Source organism: Paraburkholderia sp. RL17-383-BIF-A, from assembly GCF_046028015.1.
GTDB lineage: Bacteria > Pseudomonadota > Gammaproteobacteria > Burkholderiales > Burkholderiaceae > Paraburkholderia.
Genome location: NZ_JARESR010000043.1, coordinates 1 through 18,998, shown reverse-complemented (window position 1 = coordinate 18,998; position 18,998 = coordinate 1). Strand labels below are relative to the sequence as shown.

Below are 18,998 nucleotides of genomic sequence, written 5' to 3'. Positions count from 1 at the left end.
CCGCGATAGCTCGTTCGCCGCCTCGACTCACATCATCTCGGGGCGGCTCAGTTTCGTTCCGTCGGAAAAGCGGGCAAGTTGGTAGGGTTTAATGTCGAACTGCAGCGCCTCGTCCATTACCAGCCGACTCACGAGCACCCCTGCGCCTGGCCCAAGTCCAAAGCCGTGTCCACTGAACCCGGACGCGATCACGAGACCGGGTTTCGCATTAACCTTCGAGATGACGGGAACGAGGTCCGGCGTCGTGTCGATCGCGCCCGCCCATGCGTGAGCGATCCGCAAGCCTGCGAGCTCGGGAAACACGCTGGCCACGTTTTGCAGGGCACGTCCGAGCCATTCGGTATCGGGCCGGGGATCCAGCACCCGCGTTGCTTCGAACGGCGAGACGCCATCGTCGCGCCAGCTCGCGCTTGCCTCCGGTCCGTGGAAGAAGCTGGCACCGACGCGAACCTTCAGTTTTTTCTTCAGCTTGCTGCGGAACATGGTGCGAAACTTCACCGAATGCCGCAGGTTTTGCGGCGCGAGTTCCACGCGTCCGTAGCCGGGGACAGCGATCGTGTAGCCGCCGTCCAACCGTCTCCTCAGCGCGAAGTTAGGCCCCGAGAAACAGCCTTCGATGACCCCCGGCGCCTCAGCGGTTCGCAACGCCGTTCCCATCACGTTGATGGAGGGTAGATCGATGCCGTGATGCTGGCAGAACAACGCGCTCCAGGCGCCTCCCGCGAGAACGACGGTATCGGCTGCGAGCCGGCCGCGTTCTGTCCAGATGCCGGAAACACGCCCCGCACTCGTGTCGAGACTTCGTACCGCGCAGTTCTGAAACACCTTCGCGCCGAGACCTTGCGCGCCGCGAGCAATCGCAGGCGCGGCTTTCGACGGTTCGGCGCGGCCGTCCGTGACCGACCACAGCCCGCCAGCCCACTTCGCGCGTCCGGACGGAATGCGCGCGGCCAACTCGCGCGCACTGAGGATCTCGCTGTTAAAGCCGACTTCCCGGGCGCGGGCCAGCCATGATTCCCATTGCGCGATGTCAGACTGATGCTCCGTGCCGTACAGGATGCCCGCCTGACGAAACCCAATGTCCTCGCCCAGTTCCTCGCTCAGTTCGCTCCAGCGCTTGAGGCTCTGCATCGCGAGGGGCAACTCGTGGAGGTCGCGATTCTGCTGACGCACCCAGCCCCAATTACGCCCCGACTGCTCGCAGCCGATGACGCCCTTTTCCAGCAGTGCCACCTGGACGCCGCGACGTGCCAGTTCATACGCAGTGCTGACGCCAATAATGCCGCCGCCTATTACCGCGACATCACATCGCTCGGGGAAACCTTCGCTGTCCGTGACTTCGTCGATCCTTAGCATTTCACCGCCGTTGGTTGCCGCTTACCGGTAGGTTACGGCTGTCGAGACCGTCGGAGATGCGCAAATGAAGGACGATTTCATCTTCCGAAGGTCATGGCCACGATTTTGGTGTCTTCGACCGCTTCGCCGATAGGACGATCCTGTTGTATCCCAAAGGGATACAACGATAGGCCACCAGGCACTGAGGCAAATCGTGAATCGTCTACCGAAGAAGGCAGCGGTTCGCTCTGTCAGCGCCGGACGAGGACCACGTGCGCCTGGGTCTTTGCGTCGACAGATCCCGTGCCGAATCGCTCAATGATCGCGGTCTCACACGCTGTCGTAGCCTCGTCAATACCCGCACCATGACGGGCCTCGATCTCGTTGCGCAACGGCGTCCCCTGGCAATAGGCGACGGCCGCCACGCGAGCCGATGCCGCGCGGCTGCGCGCCGCAATCGTCTCGAACTGCGGCGCCGCACTGAAGCCCGCATCCGCGAGGTCGCGCGAAATGACTTGCGTGTCGAAATAGCCGTGCGGTGTGCGCACCATGAAGAGCGGCGGGTCCAGGGGGAAGAGGCTGGCGAGCGCCGCCGTGACGGTATCGGCTAACTCGTTTTCCTCGATACGATCCCAGACGTTGAACAGAAACACGCCGCCGCGCCGAAGTACGCGCCGAGCTTCGGAAAACGCGCGCGCTTTGTCCGGAAAGAACATGGCCCCGAACTGGCAGACGACAACATCGAAACTCGCGTCGTCGAACGGTAGCCGGGTCGCGTCTGCCTGTTGCCATATTACCGGCGTTGGAGTGCCGATTGCCGCGGCGCGATCGAGCATCGGCTGATTCAGGTCGGTTGCAACGAGGTCGACATGCGCGGGCAATGCATACGCCATCGCGCGGGTCACTACGCCAGTGCCGGCTGCGGTCTCAAGCACGTGGGACGGATGGTGCGCAGCTACCCGCTGCGCGAGATCCATCGCGTAGGGTTCGAAGATCAGCGGAACAAGGTGGCTTTCGTAGAGCTCGGGGATTGAGCCAGCGAAGCGGCTGTCGGTACCAATGCTGTCCATAGCGCCTCCTTCATGCTCTTGCGGAAATTATAGGCCCGGTGAGACATTTGACGGCTTTCCCCACGAACGCGTGGCGTTACCCTTGAAGCAGTGATGTGGTCCAACCGTTGCGTCTAGATTCGGGAGAGGCGCTTTCTACCGGGATCGACGCACATGCTCGAACATGCATCGAACTTCATCGCCGTAGTCACCCTCACCCGAGACCAAGTTCGAAGCAGTCGAATCCAACCGGTTAGTTCATCAAAGCGAACGCTCGATTGCCTGCCCGAGCAGCGCCAGCCCCAGGTCGATCTCATCCTCGCGCACGGTCAACGGCGGCGCGATCCGGAAGACACCGCCCATACCAGGCAATTGCACGATATTCATGCTGAGCCCCAGGTTCATGCACTCGCGGGTGATTTTGGCGCCTAGTCCATCCGCCGGCTCCTTGGTGCGGCGGTCTTTGACGATCTCCATGCCGAGAAGCAGCCCTCGTCCGCGAATGTCGCCGATGCACTCGAAGCGTTCCATCAGATCCAGCAGCCCGCGTTTGAGTCGCGCGCCCATCACGTTCGTACGCGCAACAAGCCCTTCACGCTCGACCACATCCAGCACCCGCAGACCAACGGCCGCAGGAAGCGGGTCGGACACATGGGTCGTATAGAACAGATAACCCAGTTCGTGGGCGCGCTCTTCGATCTGGGCTGAGGTCACGACGGCCGCGAGCGGCAGACCGGCGCCCAGCGTCTTCGACAGGGTGAGAATATCGGGCGTGACGCCGTCGCGCTGACAGGCGAACATCGTGCCAGTGCGCCCGATGCCGGTTTGCGCTTCGTCGAGAATCAGCAGCATGCCGCGCTCTTCACATTTGCGCTTCAGTGCGGCCATGTAGCCTTCCGGCAGTTCGATGATGCCGCCGGAACTGAGAATCGGCTCGGCAATAAAGGCGGCGAGATTGCCACTCGACTGACGATCGATGAGATCGAACGCGTAGTCCAGCTCCGCCAGATAATCGTATTCACCATGGCGCTCGAAACGCGGCCGATACGGAAACGGAGCAGGGATTGCAAACGAGCCGACGGCGGCGGGGCCGACGCCTTTGCGACCGGCACTGTAGGTAGCGGATGCCGCACCGCCCGTCATGCCGTGCCACGACTGCGCGAAGCCGACGATTTCATATTTGCCGGTGACCAGCTTCGCCATGCGAATGGCGGCTTCATTCGACTCAGCACCCGTACTGAGCAACAGAGCCCGGTCGAGTCCGTCAGGCGTGATCTCGGCCAACCGGGTCGCCAGGTCGACAACCGGACGCGAAAGCATCCCGCTAAAAAGGTGATCGAGCTTGCCGGCGTATTCATTGATGACCGCCACGATGTCCGGATGGCTGTGCCCAAGCACCGCGCTCATTTGCCCCGAGGTGAAATCAAGAATCGCGCGGCCGTCCGCGTCATAGACGAAACTGCCCTGCGCGCGCTCGATGATCATCGGCTCGAAGGTGCCGCCGTAGCGAATCAGGTGCTGCCTGGCGTTGCGCCAGAAAGTTGCATCGTTGTTCCGGGACACTTTGCTTCTCCTTGGCTTGGGCGGGAATGCTTGCAGTCTAAAATGGCTCTCTGGTTTCATAGAACCTAATAGTTCTTATGGAAGATAGAAGTGGGCCTAATATCTTGAGTCTTTCACTCGAAATCGATCTGCTGCGTTCGTTCATCGTCGTGGCCGAAGTCCGATCGCTCAGCCGTGCGGCGAACCGGATCGGCCGGACCCAGTCCGCGCTGAGTCAGCAGATGAAGCGCCTCGAAGAAATCATCGACCAGCCGCTGTTCCAGCGCACGGGGCGCGGCGTGGTGCTGACGAATCCCGGCGAACGCCTGTTGATCCACGCGCAACGCATTCTGCGACTGCACGACGAAGCGATCGCCGATCTGTCGGGCAAGGGGCTGTCGGGCACGATCCGCTTCGGCTGCCCGGACGATTACGCCGCTGTTTTCCTGCCGCATTTACTGCGTCATTTCTCGAGCCTGCATCCTCATGCGCTGGTGGAAGTCGTCTGCGCGCCAACGCCGCGCTTGCTCGAACAACTGGAAATGCATGCACTCGACCTTGCGATGATCTCGTTGCCGGAAGACGCGGCCAACGAGGAAATCATTCGTCGCGAACCGTTAGTCTGGGTCGGCTGCCCGGGACTGGATTCCGCGCACTTCGACCCGTTGCCGCTGGCGCTCTCCGATCCCGACACGCTCGACCATGTGGCAGCGTGCGAAGCGCTGCGACGCGCGGGCAGGGCTTACCGCATCGCCTATGCGAGCAGCAGTCTCGCCGGTCTCACGGCGCTGGTCCGTTCGGGGCAGGCGTTCGCTGTCATCACGCAGACTGCCGTCGCCGCCGATCTCCATGTACTCAATGGCGATCCGACGCTTCCGCCGTTGCCCACTATCGGTATTTCCCTGAGGTTCGAGCGGAAGCGTCCCGCTCATCTGATCACGGTATTCGCGGAACACATCAGGCTGACACTGCCGTTGCTGTGATCGATCGGACTCGGAAGAGGGCGGTGGTCCAGCGATGGGCAGCGCTCGGTTCAGTCGCCTGTCGCGTGCCGGTGGTTTGCGCGAGAGGCAGCAGTGATCGGCCGCAAGTGCGCGATCTCACGGTCCGAATTCCTCGACCAGCAAATCAATGAAAGCGCGCAATTTCGGCGTAGCGCGCCTCGCGGTAAAGAGCGCGTGCATTGGGCGTTCCGGCGCCTCGTACTTGCGCAGAAGACGTACGAGCCGGCCTGCGGCAATGTCGTCCCTGACCGCGATCTCCGGCGCGAGCGCGATGCCAAAGCCGTCAATCGCAGCGGCGATCAATGCCTTCGTATCGTTGGCCTGAAAGCGCCCGCTGACCGTTACCGCATGTTTGCCGCGCGCGCTGCCGAAGACCCATTCGTTGTATGGAGGTAGCGACGTGAAGGAAAATCCAAGGCATTCATGCCTGGCCAGTGCTTCCGGCGTTTTAGGTTCACCACGCTCTTCCAGATAAGCCGGCGACGCACAGGCGAGCAGTCGGTACGGCATGAGTGGTTTCGCGATCATCGACGAATCCGACAGCGCGCCGAGCCGGATCGCCACCTCATACCCTTCATCCACGAGATCCACAAAACGATCGGTCAACGTGAGATCGACCTGGACTTCGGGATGCTCGCGAAGATAACGGGTAATCAACGGCGCGAGGCAACACGATCCAAATGTGACCGGAGCAGTGACACGCAGGCGTCCGCGCGGCGAGGCTGAGAAATCCATCGCTACCGATTCCGCCGCCTCAGCGTCCGCCAAGAGGGCCTTGCAGCGCTCATAGAAAATCTGGCCGATTTCAGTGAGGCTCTGGCGCCGGGTTGTCCGGGCAAGGAGCGGCGCGCCGACACGCTCTTCGAGTGCGATCACATGTCGTCCAGCCATTTGCGACGAGATACCGAAGGCGAGAGCGGCCGCCGCAAACGAGCCGCTTTCGGCGGCTTTCACGAAGATAGCCATGCTGGTCAGGCGGTCCATGATTCCCCACTTATAGTTTCTACAGGCGAACCAGAATCATCGTTTATCTCGGTTAGGTTTTCAATCATAGTGATTGCACGGTGCGGGCGGTGAATGGCGCCGCCCGCAGGTCCAACAGGAGATTGAAAATGAAGATGGGTATTCTGGGTGCGGGATTTCTTGGCAGGGCGCTCGCGACGCTGGCAAAGCAGAACGGCTACGAGGTGATGATCAGCAATTCGCGAGGCCCGGAAACGCTGATGAGCACGGCTGCGGCGACAGCTTGCCGCGTCGGAACCGCGCGTGAGGCGGCGGTATTCGGCGACATTGTCGTGATCTCGGTGCCGCTGCGCAGCTATCTCACGCTGCCGGTTGCGGAACTGGAAGGGAAGATAGTGATCGACACCTGCAACTATTATCCCGAACGCGACGGCCATATCGATGCGTTGGACCAGTACACCCTGACCACCAGCGAACTGATGGCGCGCCACTTGCCCGGAGCGAGGCTCGTGAAGGCGTTCAGCGCGATTCTCGCGAGGGATCTCGAAACCGACGGCGTCCCGACTGGAAGACCCGATAGACGCGCGTTGCCAATCGCAGGGGACGACGTTGCGGCAAAGCAGGCGGTCGCCGGCATTCTCGATCAATTCGGCTTCGATGCGGTCGATGCGGGCTCGCTGTCCGCGAGTTGGCGCTTTGAACGGGCGAAGCCCGCCTATTGCGTTCGGCTGGATCGTGCCGGGCTTCTGGAGAAGTTGGCGCAAGCCGAGCGAAATGTGGAGTTGCCGCATGGTTCGTGGCGGCACTAGGCATCTCATTGCTTTGGGCAAGCGGCGGCGCGGATATGCATCTGGGAGCGTTTCTTTCGATCGGGACGATGAGAGCGATCTTCGTGGAAAGAATGAGCGGTGGAGTTTCATTTCCCTGACCAGACCACATTAATATCTTTTCCGACCTAATCCAGCCAGAAAAATATATTGGACGTCTTACTCGCTCTCTCGCATCATTCGTCCATTCTCGTCGCAGACCGTCCGCGCTATCGCTCGCCATTGCTCACGGGGCAGTGGTAAGTCATCACCGCCCTTTAAGGCACGACTGGCCGGGCTGCGCCGGGGCAATTCAAACTCAAACGACCCCAATATCTGAGGATACAGATGCCTGAATATCGTTCACGAACTTCGACTCATGGTCGCAACATGGCCGGCGCGCGCGCCTTGTGGCGCGCTACCGGCATGAAGGACGGTGATTTCGGCAAGCCCATTATTGCGGTGGTGAACTCGTTCACCCAGTTCGTGCCCGGCCATGTGCATTTGCACGACCTCGGCGCGCTGGTCGCGAAGCAGATCGAAGCGGCCGGCGGCGTCGCCAAGGAATTCAACACCATCGCAGTGGACGACGGCATCGCCATGGGCCACGGCGGCATGCTGTACTCGCTGCCCTCGCGCGAACTGATCGCCGACTCGGTGGAATACATGGTCAACGCGCACTGCGCCGACGCCATGGTCTGCATCTCCAATTGCGACAAGATCACGCCGGGCATGCTGATGGCCGCCATGCGCCTGAACATCCCGGTGGTCTTCGTCTCCGGCGGTCCGATGGAAGCCGGCAAGGTCAAATCGCCGAAAGACGGCCAGGTGATCGCCAAGATCGACCTGATCGACGCGATGATCAAGGCGGCCGACTCGAGCGTCAGCGACGCGGAAGTCGCGGAAATCGAGCGCAATGCCTGCCCGACGTGCGGTTCCTGCTCGGGCATGTTCACGGCGAACTCGATGAATTGCCTGACCGAAGCGATCGGTCTGGCGCTGCCCGGCAACGGCACGATCGTCGCCACGCACGCATGGCGCAAGGGGCTGTTCGAGCAGGCGGGCCGTCTGGTGGTGGACTTGTGCCGCCGCTACTACCAGGAAGAAGACGCGTCGGTCCTGCCGCGCAGCATCGCCACCAAGCAGGCATTCGAGAACGCCATGGCGCTCGACGTGGCCATGGGCGGTTCGACCAATACCGTGCTTCACCTGTTGGCGGCGGCGCAGGAAGCCGGTGTCGATTTCACCATGTCCGACATCGATCGCATCTCGCGCAAAGTGCCGTGCCTGTGCAAAGCCGCGCCCGCTACCGACAAATACCATATCGAAGACGTGCACCGTGCCGGCGGCATCCTCGGCATTCTCGGCGAACTGGCGCGCGCGGACCTGCTCGACCTGTCGTGCGGCAACGTGCATAGCGGCACGCTGGGCGATGCGATCGCCAAATGGGACATCGCGGGCGGTGCGGGCGAAGAAGCGCAGAAGTTCTTCCGCGCGGCTCCGGGCGGGATTCCGACCACCGTCGCGTTCAGCCAGGAAGCCACGTTCACCTCGCTGGATACCGATCGCAAGACCGGCTGTATCCGCAGCAAGGAGAGTGCGTATTCGAAAGACGGCGGTCTCGCGGTGCTTTACGGCAACCTCGCGGACAAGGGTTGTATCGTCAAGACCGCGGGTGTCGACGAATCGCAGTGGATTTTCTCGGGGCGTGCGCGCGTTTTCGAGAGCCAGGACGATGCTGTCGAAGCCATTCTGGGCGACAAGGTCGTGGCCGGCGATGTGGTCGTGATCCGCTACGAAGGCCCCAAGGGCGGTCCCGGCATGCAGGAAATGCTTTACCCGACGTCGTATCTGAAATCGAAGGGCTTGGGCAAGACCTGCGCGCTCTTCACCGACGGCCGTTTCTCCGGCGGTTCGTCCGGGCTGGTGATCGGGCACGCGTCGCCGGAAGCGGCCGAAGGCGGCACGATCGGCCTGGTGGAAGACGGCGATGTGATCGAGATCGACATTCCCAAGCGCAAGATGCACCTGGTGGTGTCGGACGAGGAACTGGCGAGCCGCCGTGCAGCCATGGAAGCCCGCGGCGACAAGGCGTGGATGCCGGTTGCTCGCGAGCGCGTAGTGTCGCAGGCGTTGCAGGCCTATGCGGCGCTGGCCACCTCCGCCGACCGCGGCGCGGTGCGCGATATCTCGCAACTGAAGCGCAAGTGAAGTGCCAAGGTCCTGTCGCGGTCAGGCGATCAGGACCAGGAGTCGACACGCCGGGTAATGCCCGGCGGTCGCGTTGCTGCTCGAGCTGAAAAGCGTCGGGCAGCGACTGTCCCTGACGGCCGCGCCCTTGCAACGAGGGCAGGCCGCGTGGACTTTCCGCGCACAGAGTTCACTGCGCGTGGCGTCGGCAGATCAGCACCTGCCGCGTATGAGGCTACGCAGCCGAATACTTCGGACGCGCTTCGCGTTCCAGATACCCCAGACAGAGCGACTCGAGTTGGCCGCGAAGCTTGCGGATCATCGATTGCGGCGGCTTCCCTTCAAGCAGCGAACGTACGGGGCCGGCCAATGCGCCCATGAACATGAAAGTGGTCGTGGGAATGTCGTCAAAATGCGCGTCGGACGCCGTCTTTAGCATAGCCTCTAGCGCCACGCGGTGACGCGACTGCACTTCGCGAACGTAGTCGCGCGAGTCGAGTTCGAGCGCCACCGCGTATAGAGCACGCGATTCGTCCAGATTCTCCGTTTTTGCCTTCACGAATGCCGCAACGACAGCCTTCACCATCGTCGACAAAGAGGCGCTGTGCGCTGACAAGGCGGCGGCCTCCATTGCGCTCACCACCTTTTCCAGATGCCGTTGCAGCACGGCGAAGAGAAGCGCCTGCTTTTGCGGGAAGTACTGGTAAAGCGTGCCGACCGAAACGCCGGCTCTCTCCGCCACCCGGATCGTGGTGAGCCGCTGCAACCCCTCGGCCAGCAAAACCTGAATAGTCGCGTCGAAAATCGCGTCCACGGTCGCCTGGGAACGCGCCTGCTGTGGCTGCTTGCGGGCGTTCAGCCCCTGTCCGTTATCCGTGCGCATATGCGAATTCACAATCTGAATGATTATTCGTATTCTATTCGAACGCGTTGCAGCTACTGCAACAACAATCCGAACGAAGGAGTGCATCGATGACCGAAGTTACGCGGGCAGGTACTTTTCAACTTGGCGAGCGTCCTGTGACGCGCATGGGATACGGTGCGATGCAGCTAGCGGGGCCGCACGTTTTCGGGCCACCGAAAGACCGCACCGCGGCGATAGCGGTGCTTCGTGCTGCAATCGAAAGCGGAATCACCCACATCGATACGAGCGATTTTTACGGCCCCCATGTCACGAATCAGCTCATTCGCGAGGCGCTTCATCCTTATCCCGATGCGCTAACGATCGTCACGAAGGTGGGCGCCAGCCGAGGGAGCGATGCCTCGTGGAACCTTGCGTCGTCGGCGGCCGAACTGGAATCGGCGGTGCATGACAACCTTCGCCATCTCGGTCTCGATGCGCTCGACGTCGTGAACTTTCGCGTGATGTTCGACGTGGGTGCACCGGCCGAGGGCGATATCGAGGCGCCGCTAACCGCGCTTGCGGAACTTCAGGCGAAAGGCTTGATTCGTCACATCGGGTTGAGCAATGTGACCGCAAAGCAGATCGCGCAGGGACGCACGATCACGAAGATTGCGTGCGTGCAGAACATGTACAACCTCGCGCATCGTAACGATGACGCGCTGATCGACAGTCTTGCCGAAGATGGCATCGCGTATGTTCCGTTTTTCCCGCTCGGCGGCTTCTCTCCGCTGCAGGCCGAAGCGTTGAGCGCTGCTGCAGACCAATGCGACGCGACACCAATGCAGGTGGCCCTTGCCTGGTTGTTGCAGCGTTCGCCGAACATCCTGCTGATACCTGGCACCTCGTCGGTCGAGCATCTGAAGCAGAACATCGCCAGCGTGAACCTTCGTTTGCCAGAGGATGTCTTGTCGTCGTTGGACACCATCGGTTCCGGGAATACGAAAGACTAAGGTGCTCATCTGCCACGAGGTGTGGTCGCGCGTGAAAACGTGGACGAACGTCCTGAACATGCTGGCGCGTTGCCATAACCCTTCACAAAGCGACCATGCTGCATTTCGATCGTCCCATGATCGACTGCCGATAAAAAGACGGTAATTATCAAACGGAGCGGCCAAACCTAAGATGCCTCCATGATTCGGGTCGGACCTGATCCGATCCGCCACCGTGCCATCGGCACACCAGATCAGGGAGCATCGCAATGGATATCCGGACGAGCGGCGCGAGAATTCGCGTCAGGGAGCAGGGGGAGGGAGAACGGGCACTCGTGTTCCTTCACTACTGGGGCGGATCGTCCCGCACTTGGGACGGCGTCGTCGGCCGCTTGTCGACGCCATGCCGAACCGTTGCCACCGATCATCGCGGATGGGGTGACTCGGACGCGCCGGAGCACGGCTACACGATTGCCGATCTCGCGAACGATGCACGAGAGGTCATCGAAACACTAGGACTGCGGCGCTACATTCTGGTCGGTCATTCAATGGGCGGAAAAGTAGCGCAGTTGCTTGCGTCCCGGCGACCAGCGGGATTGCAGGGCCTGGTGCTCGTGGCGCCGTCGCCGCCTTCGCCCATGGCTCTTCCTGAAGAGCAGCGCGCGGCGATGGCAGCAGCCTATGATTCGCGCGAGTCGATCGAGTGGGTGCTGGACAACGTACTCACGGCGAATCCGCTCACGCCGGCCTGTCGTGAGCAAGTCGTCGCCGACAGCCTGCGCGGTGCGCCGCAAGCCAAAGCTGCGTGGCCACGCACCGCCATGCTCGAAGACATTACTGACGATGTGAGGTCCATCAATGTCCCCGTGCTGGTGATTGCCGGCGAGTTGGACAAAGTTGATCGTGTGGAGACGTTACAGAAGGAGTTGCTGCCCCGGATTGCAGGCGCGCGCTTGCAGGTATTGCCGGGCATCGGCCATCTGTCGCCGCTCGAGGCACCCGAGGCGGTCGCGGCGGCGATCGAGAAGTTCGTGGCCGCCGAAAACGCCGCCGCATAGCTCGTGCATAGACGACGTGTCACGCGCATGCGGCGCCAGGCTGAGCGGCACGCCGCTTCTGCCGTCTAGGACTTCACCCGTTTCGGCTTGTCGGAGGAACGACGCGGGCTGGCGCTACGCCGTGTCGGAATGCGATCCCACGGCGGATCGTCTCCGAATGCCGCCACCAGATGCTCGAGGAACCGGCGCACTTTGAGTGGCAAGTGACGCGCGCTCGGATAGACCGCCTGGATCGTCAATTCCGAGGTGTGGTACTCCGGCAGCAGTTCGACGAGTTTTCCAAGCGCGATCTGCTCTCCAAACACGAACGAGGGTCCATAAACGATACCGGCTCCGGCGAGTGCCGCGGCAAGCAGCATCTGGGTGTTGTTGGCCGAGATCCGGCTCGGCCCGTCGATCACATGCGACCGGCGTTTCGCATCGACCAGCGTCCAGTCTCCTACCGACACCGCTTCACTGAACGTGAGCCGCGGCGCCTGCCGCAGGTCGTCCGGATTGCGCGGCGCTCCGTGACGCCTGAGATAATCTGGGGACGCGCAGATCACCATTCGGCACGGTGCGAGCCGGCGTGCGATCAACCCCGAATCGGGCAAACGCCCAATTCGAATCGCAATATCAACGCCGGCTTCGAGCAGGTCGACATAGCGGTCACTCAACGACACTTCGATTTTGACCTGCGGATTGTCTTCCACAAAGCTCGCGAGCACGTCGCCGAGATGCATGGCGCCGAAAGTGACCGGAGCGGAAATGCGCAGCACGCCACCAGGGGCTCCGTGTGCATCGCCCGCCTCGCGATTGGCCTCGTCGTAGGCTTCGAGGATCTGTTTGCAGCGTTGGTAATAGTTTTGACCGATATCGGTCAGGCTCAGACGGCGCGTCGTGCGCTGGAGCAGTCTTACATTCAGTTCGGCTTCGATCGCACTCACGTATTTGCCGGCCATCGCGGCGGATAACCCGAAGCGTCGCGCGGCGGCTGCAAGACTGCCTTCATCGACCGCCGCGACGAACACGCCCATGCCAGTCAACCGGTCCATTTGCTCCTCGATTCGATAGCTGGATTATCGGATGGGTCAGCATAAACGAAAATACCCAACTTCCAGCCAACTCCAGGAAACGGGAACGCAGCAACTTTGCTGCGACAGGCGAAGTCATGCGAAGTCAGGCGATCGCGGCCTTCGCCATCAGCCCCAATGCGACGCATATCAGGATCGTCGCGAAACCGAGTTGCACCCGGTGCGCCGGGAGACGGTGCGACGCGGCGCGTCCTGCGAGCATGCCCGCGCCTGTGGCGAGGCTGAACCACAGCACCACTTCGAGCGGTAGCGAAGCGCCGTGGCGCATCGTGGCGATGACACCGCCACCGCCGACCAGCGTGATGACCAGAAGCGAGGTGGCCACGACACCGTGCATCGGCACGTTGGTCAGCTTGCGCATCATCGGCACGATGATGAATCCTCCGCCGACACCGAGCATGCCGGTCATCAGTCCGGTAACCGCACCCGTTGCCGCGAGCGCCGCGCCCGTCGCCCACGACCAGACGAGCCGGCCGGTCGCGGGGTTGACGCGCGCCACGCACAGCGCCGATTCGGGCTGCGGTGCCGCACCGCTGCGGAGTGTCTGGCGTAGCAGCCGGACCGCGACGATCAGCATCACGCTCGCAAAGAGCGCAAGCAGCAGGCGTTGTGGCAACGCGTGGGCGAGACGGGCGCCCACGGCGGTCGCTGGAATGCCGGCGATCGCCATGAACAGCGCCGCACGATATCGGACCAGCCGCTTGCGGAAGGCTTCAAGTGCGCCGACCGCGGCACTGCTCGATACGGCGACGAGCGCGACCGGCGTGGCCTGCTGCATTGGCCAGCCCATCCCGAACACCAGCGCGGGCACCGCGAGAATGCCGCCGCCCGCGCCCGTCAGACCAAGCAACGCGCCGACGATCGCGCCGAGAAGAAGTGAGATCAGCATCGATAGCCTTGAGGGTTGATGACAAGCCGCCGCTCATTCGGCGAGACGGGGATGGGCGAGCCACTCCTTGCCTTTGAGCATGCCGCGCCAATAGAGCGGCGGCAGGATGCGCTCCTTCAGCAGCCAGGCGAGCCGCGATGGATGCTTGCCGTCGATCAGCCAGCCGGGGAACGTCGGTGCGACCTTGCCCCCGTAGAGAAACTCGGCAAGCACGATCTTGCCGCGTTCGACCGTGAGCGGACACGATCCGTATCCGTCGTACGTTGCGACACCCGACATAGCGCCGAGCGCCGCGAGCACGTTGTGCGCGACGACGGGCGCCTGCTTGCGAGCGGCGGCCGCTGTCTTTGCGTTGGGCGTGTTCGTCACGTCGCCGAGCCCGTAGACGTTATCGAAGCGCTTGTGGCGCAGCGTGCTCTGGTCGACGTCGACCCAGCCCGCCGCGTCGGCAAGCGGACTGACGGCGATGAAGTCGGGCGCCGTCTGCGGCGGCACCACGTGGATCATGTCGAATTCCGTTTCGACACGTTCGGGCGCGCCGCCCGCCACCGTACGCGTGAAAGTGGCGCGCTTCGCCTCGCCGTCGATCGCGCTCAGGTTGAATCCGAAATTCAGCTTGATGCCGTAACTCTCGACGTATTTCATCAGCGCGGGCACGTAGTCGGCCACGCCGAACAGCACCGCTCCCGCGTTATAAAACTCGACGTCGATCCCGCCGAGCCTCCCGGTGCGCTGCCAGTGATCGGAGGACAGATACATCGCCTTTTGCGGCGCGCCGGCGCATTTGATCGGCATCGGCGGCTGCGTGAAGAGCGCGCGTCCGCCCTTTAGCCCCTGTACGAGGCGCCACGTGTACGGGGCGAGGTCGTAGCGATAGTTCGAGGTGACGCCATTGCGGCCGAGGGTCTGCGGCAACCCTTCGACGGCCTTCCAGTTGAGCTTGAGCCCTGCGCAGACGATGAGCTGGCTATACCTGACAACGCGGCAACCCTCGAGCACCAGCGCATTGTTCTCTGGCTCGAACGCCGCTACGGCGGCCTTGATCCGGTGCACCCTGGCCGGCAGCACGTCGTCCATGGTGCGCGCCGTCGTCTCGGGCCGGAACACACCGGCGCCGACCATCGTCCAGCCCGGCTGGTAATAGTGCGTGTCGGCCGGATCGATCACGGCGATATCCAGACCCGGCGCGCGCGCGAGCAGGCTCGACGCTGTCGCGATGCCCGCGGCGCCGGCCCCCACGATGACGACGTCATGCCGCTCCTGTGAGACGACGAGGGGCGACGCGATCCGCCCGGCAAGGCCGGTCAGGTCGTGGCCGGCAGCTTGCGGGTTCGTGTGCTTTCTGATTTCCATTGCTTCTCCTAACTATTGTGCCGACGCTCAACGCACCCGTCAGAGCGCATTCACCGGAATCTTGATGTACGAAACACCGTTACTCTCGGGCTCGGGCAGATGGCCGGCGCGCATGTTCACCTGAACGGAAGGAAGAATCAGAACAGGCATATCGAGCGTCGCATCGCGGGCCTTGCGCATTTCGACGAAGGCCTGCTCGGGTGTTCCTTCGCGTACGTGAATGTTGTGCTCGCGTTCGTCCGCGACCGAGCTTTCGTACTGCACCGGACGGCCACCCGGCTGATAGTCGTGGCACATGTAAAGGCGTGTTTGCGAAGGCAGGCTCAGGACACGGCGGATCGAGCGGTACAGGGTGGATGCGTCGCCGCCCGGAAAGTCGCAGCGGGCGGTGCCGTAATCGGGCATGAAGAGCGTGTCGCCCACGAATGCCGCGTGATCGTCGCCGTCGCTCACGACATAGGTGACGCACGCCGGCGTGTGGCCGGGCGTGTGCATCACGCGCACTTGCAACTGTCCCAGGGCGAAGGTTTCGCCGTCGGCGAAGAGGTGATCGAACTGCGAGCCGTCGGTGGCAAAACCATGCCCGGCATTGAAGAGCTTGCCGAACACCTGCTGCACGCGCGTGACCTGATCGCCGATCGCGATTCGCCCGCCTAGCCGTTCCTTGAGATACGGCGCGGCGGACAGATGGTCCGCGTGCACATGCGTCTCCAGCAACCATTGCACGCTTGCGCCTAGTGCTTCGACGCGGGCGGCTAGCCGGTCGGCCGACACGGTTCGCGTCCGGCCCGACTTCGGGTCGTAATCGAGCACGCTGTCGATCAGCGCGCATTGCTGCGAGCGCGGATCCAGCAGCAGATAGCTGATGGTCCACGTGGCGGGGTCGAAGAATCCTTCGACGATAAATTGGCTGGCTGTCATTGCAGTCGTTCCTCGTGCCGGACGGGCTGTCCAGCAACATTCGGAGGCGACTTCAATCAAGTATCGTGCCAATCGCGCCTTAGTTTCGCGCGGAGGTTCTAAATCCATGATCTACATCGATTTTTATGTGCCCCACAACGTTCTGAACCGGCGCGCGCCAGAGAGAACGTCCAATGGCGGACTGCCACTGTCTGCCATGTGGCAGTCGTGGCAGAAATGGCAGTCGGCGCGTATAGTGCTCCTTCCTCGACGAATTTCCGGTCTGCGACCATGATCCTGCCCGAGCCCTCATCCGCCCCGAGCGCTTCGTCTGATGCGATGCCCGCGCAGCCTGGCGCCCCCGAGATTGCCGCTCTCGTCTCCTATCTGGAATACGACCCGCAGCCGTCGATCGTGCTCGACCCGGACTACCGCATTCTTGCGGCCAACACTGCGTACCGGCGGCAGTTCGGGGTCGCGGGGCAGCCGCACGTTGGGCGCCGTTGCTACCAGGTATCGCACCACTACGACGTACCGTGCGACCAGGCGGGCGAGCATTGCCCGATGAAGCGGGCGTCCGAACTCCGCAGCGCGGATCGCGTGCTGCACATCCATCACACGCCGCGCGGCCCCGAGCATGTGGACGTGGAATTGCGGCCAATCTTCGACACGCGGCGCGAGATCGTCGCGTATGTCGAGCGGCTCTCGACGGTGCGCGGCGCCTCCGCGCGGCCAAGCGTAGACGGGTTGGTGGGACGCGCGCCTGCGTTCAACGAAGCGCTCGCGGCATTGCAGCGTGTCGCGCCCTCGATGTTGCCTGTCCTGCTGCTCGGCGAGTCCGGCACGGGCAAGGAACTGTTCGCCCATGCGCTGCACGAGGCGAGCGATCGGGCACAACGGCCGTTCGTGGTGGTCGACTGCTCTGGCATCACGGAGACGCTGTTCGAAAGCGAATTGTTCGGCTACGAGAAAGGTTCGTTCACCGGTGCCGTCAACCGCAAGCCTGGGCTCGTCGAGACGGCCCAAGGCGGGACTCTGTTTCTCGACGAAATAGGCGATGTGCCATTGTCGATGCAGGTCAAGCTGCTGCGTCTCATCGAGACGGGCGCATTTCGCCGCGTCGGCAGCGTGGAGACGCAGCGCGCGGACTTCCGGCTCGTCGCCGCGACGCACAAGCCCCTTGAGCAGATGCTGGCGGCCGGACAGTTCCGCTCGGATCTGTATTTCCGGATCAGCGCGTTCCCGATTCGTCTGCCCGCGCTGCGCGACCGCTCCGACGACATTCCATTGCTGGTGGATTCAACGCTGCAACGCATCGCCTCGGGGCGCGACACCGCGCCGCGCAAGACTTCGGTCGCACCAGAGGCGCTCGCACTGCTACGCGCGTATCGCTGGCCGGGCAACATTCGCGAGCTGCGCAATGTGCTCGAACGCGCGAGCCTGCTGGCCGACGATGGCGTGATCCGGCCGGAACACCTGCCGGAGATGGTCAGGGGCGAGGTACCGTCGGCGAGGCCGGAGCATGCGGCCTTACGCCATGCTGGTCGCACCAAGCTCACGGACGCCGAACTGGCCCGCATAGCAGCGGGTTTCGTGGGGATGCGCAGAGACCTTGCAGCACAACTCGGCATTAGCGAGCGCACGCTGTACCGGCGGCTGAAGGCTCTCGACCAGGTTGACTCCAACGGCGAGCACTAAAGAAAAGCATTGCGCGCGATGACCGTCCGCGGCATAGAAAAAGCGCAGTGCAGGCGGTTCAAATGCACGCCATCTGGCGTGCGCGCTGTGCCAGGCATTCCGGCCGCCGGGCGCACTAGGAACACGAGAAACACGAAGCGAATTGGCAATCAGCGCGGGTCCCGCCAGGCAACTCTCGCCTCATCAAAAGATCACAATCGCGGTCGCTTGCCTTGCCCCCAAACCTGAAAACTCATTTGCGCCGAGGGCACTACCGGCGCGGTTTGCCAGAACGTAAATTCATTTCACGACTTCGCTGCAAACACAGCGGAGCTGGCCAACCTTGATTTCAGGAGAAACAACATGCTTGATCGCACCGACGCAGCCCTTCTGGAAGACGACACCAACGTCACCGATAGCGCGCAATACTTCGAATACACCAAAGCGGCCAACCCGATTGGCGCAAAGCTGATTTCACGCGTTCCCTTCAAGACGTTCCCCGCTGACCTGTATGCCGACGGGCCGACTCGCGTCGTTGCGCTCGATCTGTCAGCGGAACTGGGTTGCGACGCGCCGGCGACCGGCCCGGGATTGGTCGCCAACTTCGTTCGGATCCTGAAGGGGGAGCGTGTCGAACTGGACCCGCTGGCCACGTCGCAGATTTTCTATGTCATTCGCGGATCGGGATCGGCGGTGCAGGGCGGACACACGATTTCATTTACGCAAGGCGCGTTCTTCTCGTTGCCCGGCGGTATCGAATCCACGATTTCGGCGCTCGAAGATGTCGCGTTGTACTACGTCACCGACGCGCCATTGCTGACTTACCTGGGAGTGGATTCGGTTTCTCCGCGATTCGTCCCGACCTTGTATCCGGCGGAACGCGCCGAGGCCGAACTGCAGAAAGTCGCCAAGGATACGCACGCCGCGCTTCGTAGCCGTATTTCCGTGCTGCTGGCCAACGCCAGTTTTCCGCAAACCCGCACGGTGACGCACGTGCTGTGGGCAATGTTCGGTTTGCTTCCCGGAAAGTCGGTTCAGAAGCCGCACCGTCATCAGTCGATTGCGCTGGATTTCATCGTTGATTGTCCGCAGGGATGCTATAGCCTCGTCGGCACTGAGTTGGACGAGCAGGGCAATATTGCGGACGCCACCCGAGTCGATTGGGCGCCGGGCCTCGCGTTCGTGACGCCGCCGGGATACTGGCACGCCCACTTCAATGAATCGGACGAAGATGCCCGACTCATTCCCATTCAGGACGCCGGCTTGCAAACTTATTTGCGCGCACTGGATATCCGCTTTGCCAAATAAGCAGGCTGTCATCGAAAA

16 protein-coding genes are annotated in these 18,998 nt (G+C 62.4%); 7 read left to right on the top strand and 9 right to left on the bottom strand.

Annotation, left to right across the window (positions count from 1 at the left end; genetic code table 11):
* Positions 1–27: 27 nt before the first annotated feature.
* The 3 genes from P0D71_RS32290 to P0D71_RS32280 all read right to left on the bottom strand — a co-directional run bounded on the left by P0D71_RS32290 (position 28) and on the right by P0D71_RS32280 (position 3,947).
* Positions 28–1,356, bottom strand: coding sequence for an NAD(P)/FAD-dependent oxidoreductase (locus P0D71_RS32290; protein WP_408483555.1), 1,329 nt, complete (start codon positions 1,354–1,356; stop codon positions 28–30).
* A 230-nt stretch (positions 1,357–1,586) separates the two neighbouring features.
* Positions 1,587–2,405 carry a class I SAM-dependent methyltransferase gene (locus P0D71_RS32285; RefSeq protein ID WP_408185509.1) on the bottom strand — a complete coding sequence of 273 codons (819 nt, stop codon included), beginning with the start codon at positions 2,403–2,405 and terminating at the stop codon, positions 1,587–1,589.
* 240 nt (positions 2,406–2,645) lie between these two features.
* The gene (locus P0D71_RS32280; RefSeq protein WP_408483554.1) at positions 2,646–3,947 is read right to left on the bottom strand and encodes an aspartate aminotransferase family protein; all 1,302 of its coding nucleotides are present in this window, start codon (positions 3,945–3,947) and stop codon (positions 2,646–2,648) included.
* Between the two features lie 77 nt (positions 3,948–4,024).
* Here P0D71_RS32280 and P0D71_RS32275 point away from each other — a divergent pair, with 77 nt between their 5' ends.
* On the top strand, positions 4,025–4,909 hold the full coding sequence (locus P0D71_RS32275) for a LysR family transcriptional regulator (protein ID WP_408483553.1): 885 nt from the start codon (positions 4,025–4,027) through the stop codon (positions 4,907–4,909).
* 117 nt (positions 4,910–5,026) lie between these two features.
* Here P0D71_RS32275 and P0D71_RS32270 read toward each other — a convergent pair whose 3' ends face one another.
* Entirely contained in the window at positions 5,027–5,914 is an 888-nt protein-coding gene (locus P0D71_RS32270) for a LysR family transcriptional regulator (RefSeq protein ID WP_408483552.1), read from the bottom strand.
* 128 nt (positions 5,915–6,042) lie between these two features.
* Here P0D71_RS32270 and P0D71_RS32265 point away from each other — a divergent pair, with 128 nt between their 5' ends.
* Together P0D71_RS32265 and ilvD are read left to right on the top strand one after the other, a co-directional pair.
* The gene (locus P0D71_RS32265; protein WP_408483551.1) at positions 6,043–6,702 is read left to right on the top strand and encodes an NADPH-dependent F420 reductase; all 660 of its coding nucleotides are present in this window, start codon (positions 6,043–6,045) and stop codon (positions 6,700–6,702) included.
* A gap of 345 nt (positions 6,703–7,047) precedes the next feature.
* Entirely contained in the window at positions 7,048–8,910 is a 1,863-nt protein-coding gene (gene ilvD, locus P0D71_RS32260) for a dihydroxy-acid dehydratase (protein ID WP_408483550.1), read from the top strand.
* A gap of 214 nt (positions 8,911–9,124) precedes the next feature.
* Here the strand turns inward: ilvD and P0D71_RS32255 are convergent, their stop codons facing one another.
* The gene (locus tag P0D71_RS32255) at positions 9,125–9,772 is read right to left on the bottom strand and encodes a TetR/AcrR family transcriptional regulator (RefSeq protein WP_408300160.1); all 648 of its coding nucleotides are present in this window, start codon (positions 9,770–9,772) and stop codon (positions 9,125–9,127) included.
* An 89-nt stretch (positions 9,773–9,861) separates the two neighbouring features.
* Between P0D71_RS32255 and P0D71_RS32250 the strand changes: the two genes are divergently transcribed.
* Both P0D71_RS32250 and P0D71_RS32245 read left to right on the top strand, forming a co-directional pair.
* Positions 9,862–10,743 (top strand): aldo/keto reductase family oxidoreductase, encoded by an 882-nt coding sequence (locus tag P0D71_RS32250; protein ID WP_408300158.1) that lies wholly within the window; start codon positions 9,862–9,864, stop codon positions 10,741–10,743.
* Between the two features lie 248 nt (positions 10,744–10,991).
* The gene (locus tag P0D71_RS32245) at positions 10,992–11,780 is read left to right on the top strand and encodes an alpha/beta fold hydrolase (protein WP_408300156.1); all 789 of its coding nucleotides are present in this window, start codon (positions 10,992–10,994) and stop codon (positions 11,778–11,780) included.
* Positions 11,781–11,845: 65 nt separating this feature from the next.
* Here the strand turns inward: P0D71_RS32245 and P0D71_RS32240 are convergent, their stop codons facing one another.
* The 4 genes from P0D71_RS32240 to P0D71_RS32225 form a co-directional block, all read right to left on the bottom strand.
* Entirely contained in the window at positions 11,846–12,814 is a 969-nt protein-coding gene (locus P0D71_RS32240; protein ID WP_408300154.1) for a LysR family transcriptional regulator, read from the bottom strand.
* A 124-nt stretch (positions 12,815–12,938) separates the two neighbouring features.
* Positions 12,939–13,742 (bottom strand): sulfite exporter TauE/SafE family protein, encoded by an 804-nt coding sequence (locus tag P0D71_RS32235; protein ID WP_091806921.1) that lies wholly within the window; start codon positions 13,740–13,742, stop codon positions 12,939–12,941.
* Positions 13,743–13,775: 33 nt separating this feature from the next.
* A complete protein-coding gene (locus P0D71_RS32230) occupies positions 13,776–15,095 on the bottom strand; it encodes an NAD(P)/FAD-dependent oxidoreductase (protein ID WP_408483549.1) in 1,320 nt (439 codons plus the stop codon).
* A 39-nt stretch (positions 15,096–15,134) separates the two neighbouring features.
* Positions 15,135–16,016, bottom strand: coding sequence for an MBL fold metallo-hydrolase (locus P0D71_RS32225; protein WP_408185521.1), 882 nt, complete (start codon positions 16,014–16,016; stop codon positions 15,135–15,137).
* Positions 16,017–16,334: 318 nt separating this feature from the next.
* On the opposite strand from P0D71_RS32225, the gene P0D71_RS32220 reads away from it, so the two are divergent.
* Both P0D71_RS32220 and P0D71_RS32215 read left to right on the top strand, forming a co-directional pair.
* Entirely contained in the window at positions 16,335–17,693 is a 1,359-nt protein-coding gene (locus tag P0D71_RS32220) for a sigma-54 interaction domain-containing protein (RefSeq protein ID WP_408483569.1), read from the top strand.
* Between the two features lie 342 nt (positions 17,694–18,035).
* Positions 18,036–18,980, top strand: coding sequence for a cupin domain-containing protein (locus P0D71_RS32215; protein ID WP_408483548.1), 945 nt, complete (start codon positions 18,036–18,038; stop codon positions 18,978–18,980).
* Positions 18,981–18,998 lie beyond the last annotated feature (18 nt).

What these genes read in the sequence shown, in the direction of transcription:
- P0D71_RS32255 (WP_408300160.1), bottom strand. Translation starts at nt 9,772, where the DNA reads ATGCGCACGGATAACGGACAGGGGCTGAACGCCCGCAAGCAGCCACAG.
- P0D71_RS32240 (WP_408300154.1), bottom strand. Translation starts at nt 12,814, where the DNA reads ATGGACCGGTTGACTGGCATGGGCGTGTTCGTCGCGGCGGTCGATGAA.
- P0D71_RS32290 (WP_408483555.1), bottom strand. Translation starts at nt 1,356, where the DNA reads ATGCTAAGGATCGACGAAGTCACGGACAGCGAAGGTTTCCCCGAGCGA.
- P0D71_RS32215 (WP_408483548.1), top strand. Translation starts at nt 18,036, where the DNA reads ATGCTTGATCGCACCGACGCAGCCCTTCTGGAAGACGACACCAACGTC.
- P0D71_RS32250 (WP_408300158.1), top strand. Translation starts at nt 9,862, where the DNA reads ATGACCGAAGTTACGCGGGCAGGTACTTTTCAACTTGGCGAGCGTCCT.
- P0D71_RS32245 (WP_408300156.1), top strand. Translation starts at nt 10,992, where the DNA reads ATGGATATCCGGACGAGCGGCGCGAGAATTCGCGTCAGGGAGCAGGGG.
- P0D71_RS32275 (WP_408483553.1), top strand. Translation starts at nt 4,025, where the DNA reads ATGGAAGATAGAAGTGGGCCTAATATCTTGAGTCTTTCACTCGAAATC.
- P0D71_RS32285 (WP_408185509.1), bottom strand. Translation starts at nt 2,405, where the DNA reads ATGGACAGCATTGGTACCGACAGCCGCTTCGCTGGCTCAATCCCCGAG.
- ilvD (WP_408483550.1), top strand. Translation starts at nt 7,048, where the DNA reads ATGCCTGAATATCGTTCACGAACTTCGACTCATGGTCGCAACATGGCC.
- P0D71_RS32230 (WP_408483549.1), bottom strand. Translation starts at nt 15,095, where the DNA reads ATGGAAATCAGAAAGCACACGAACCCGCAAGCTGCCGGCCACGACCTG.
- P0D71_RS32270 (WP_408483552.1), bottom strand. Translation starts at nt 5,914, where the DNA reads ATGGACCGCCTGACCAGCATGGCTATCTTCGTGAAAGCCGCCGAAAGC.
- P0D71_RS32225 (WP_408185521.1), bottom strand. Translation starts at nt 16,016, where the DNA reads ATGACAGCCAGCCAATTTATCGTCGAAGGATTCTTCGACCCCGCCACG.
- P0D71_RS32220 (WP_408483569.1), top strand. Translation starts at nt 16,335, where the DNA reads ATGCCCGCGCAGCCTGGCGCCCCCGAGATTGCCGCTCTCGTCTCCTAT.
- P0D71_RS32235 (WP_091806921.1), bottom strand. Translation starts at nt 13,742, where the DNA reads ATGCTGATCTCACTTCTTCTCGGCGCGATCGTCGGCGCGTTGCTTGGT.
- P0D71_RS32265 (WP_408483551.1), top strand. Translation starts at nt 6,043, where the DNA reads ATGAAGATGGGTATTCTGGGTGCGGGATTTCTTGGCAGGGCGCTCGCG.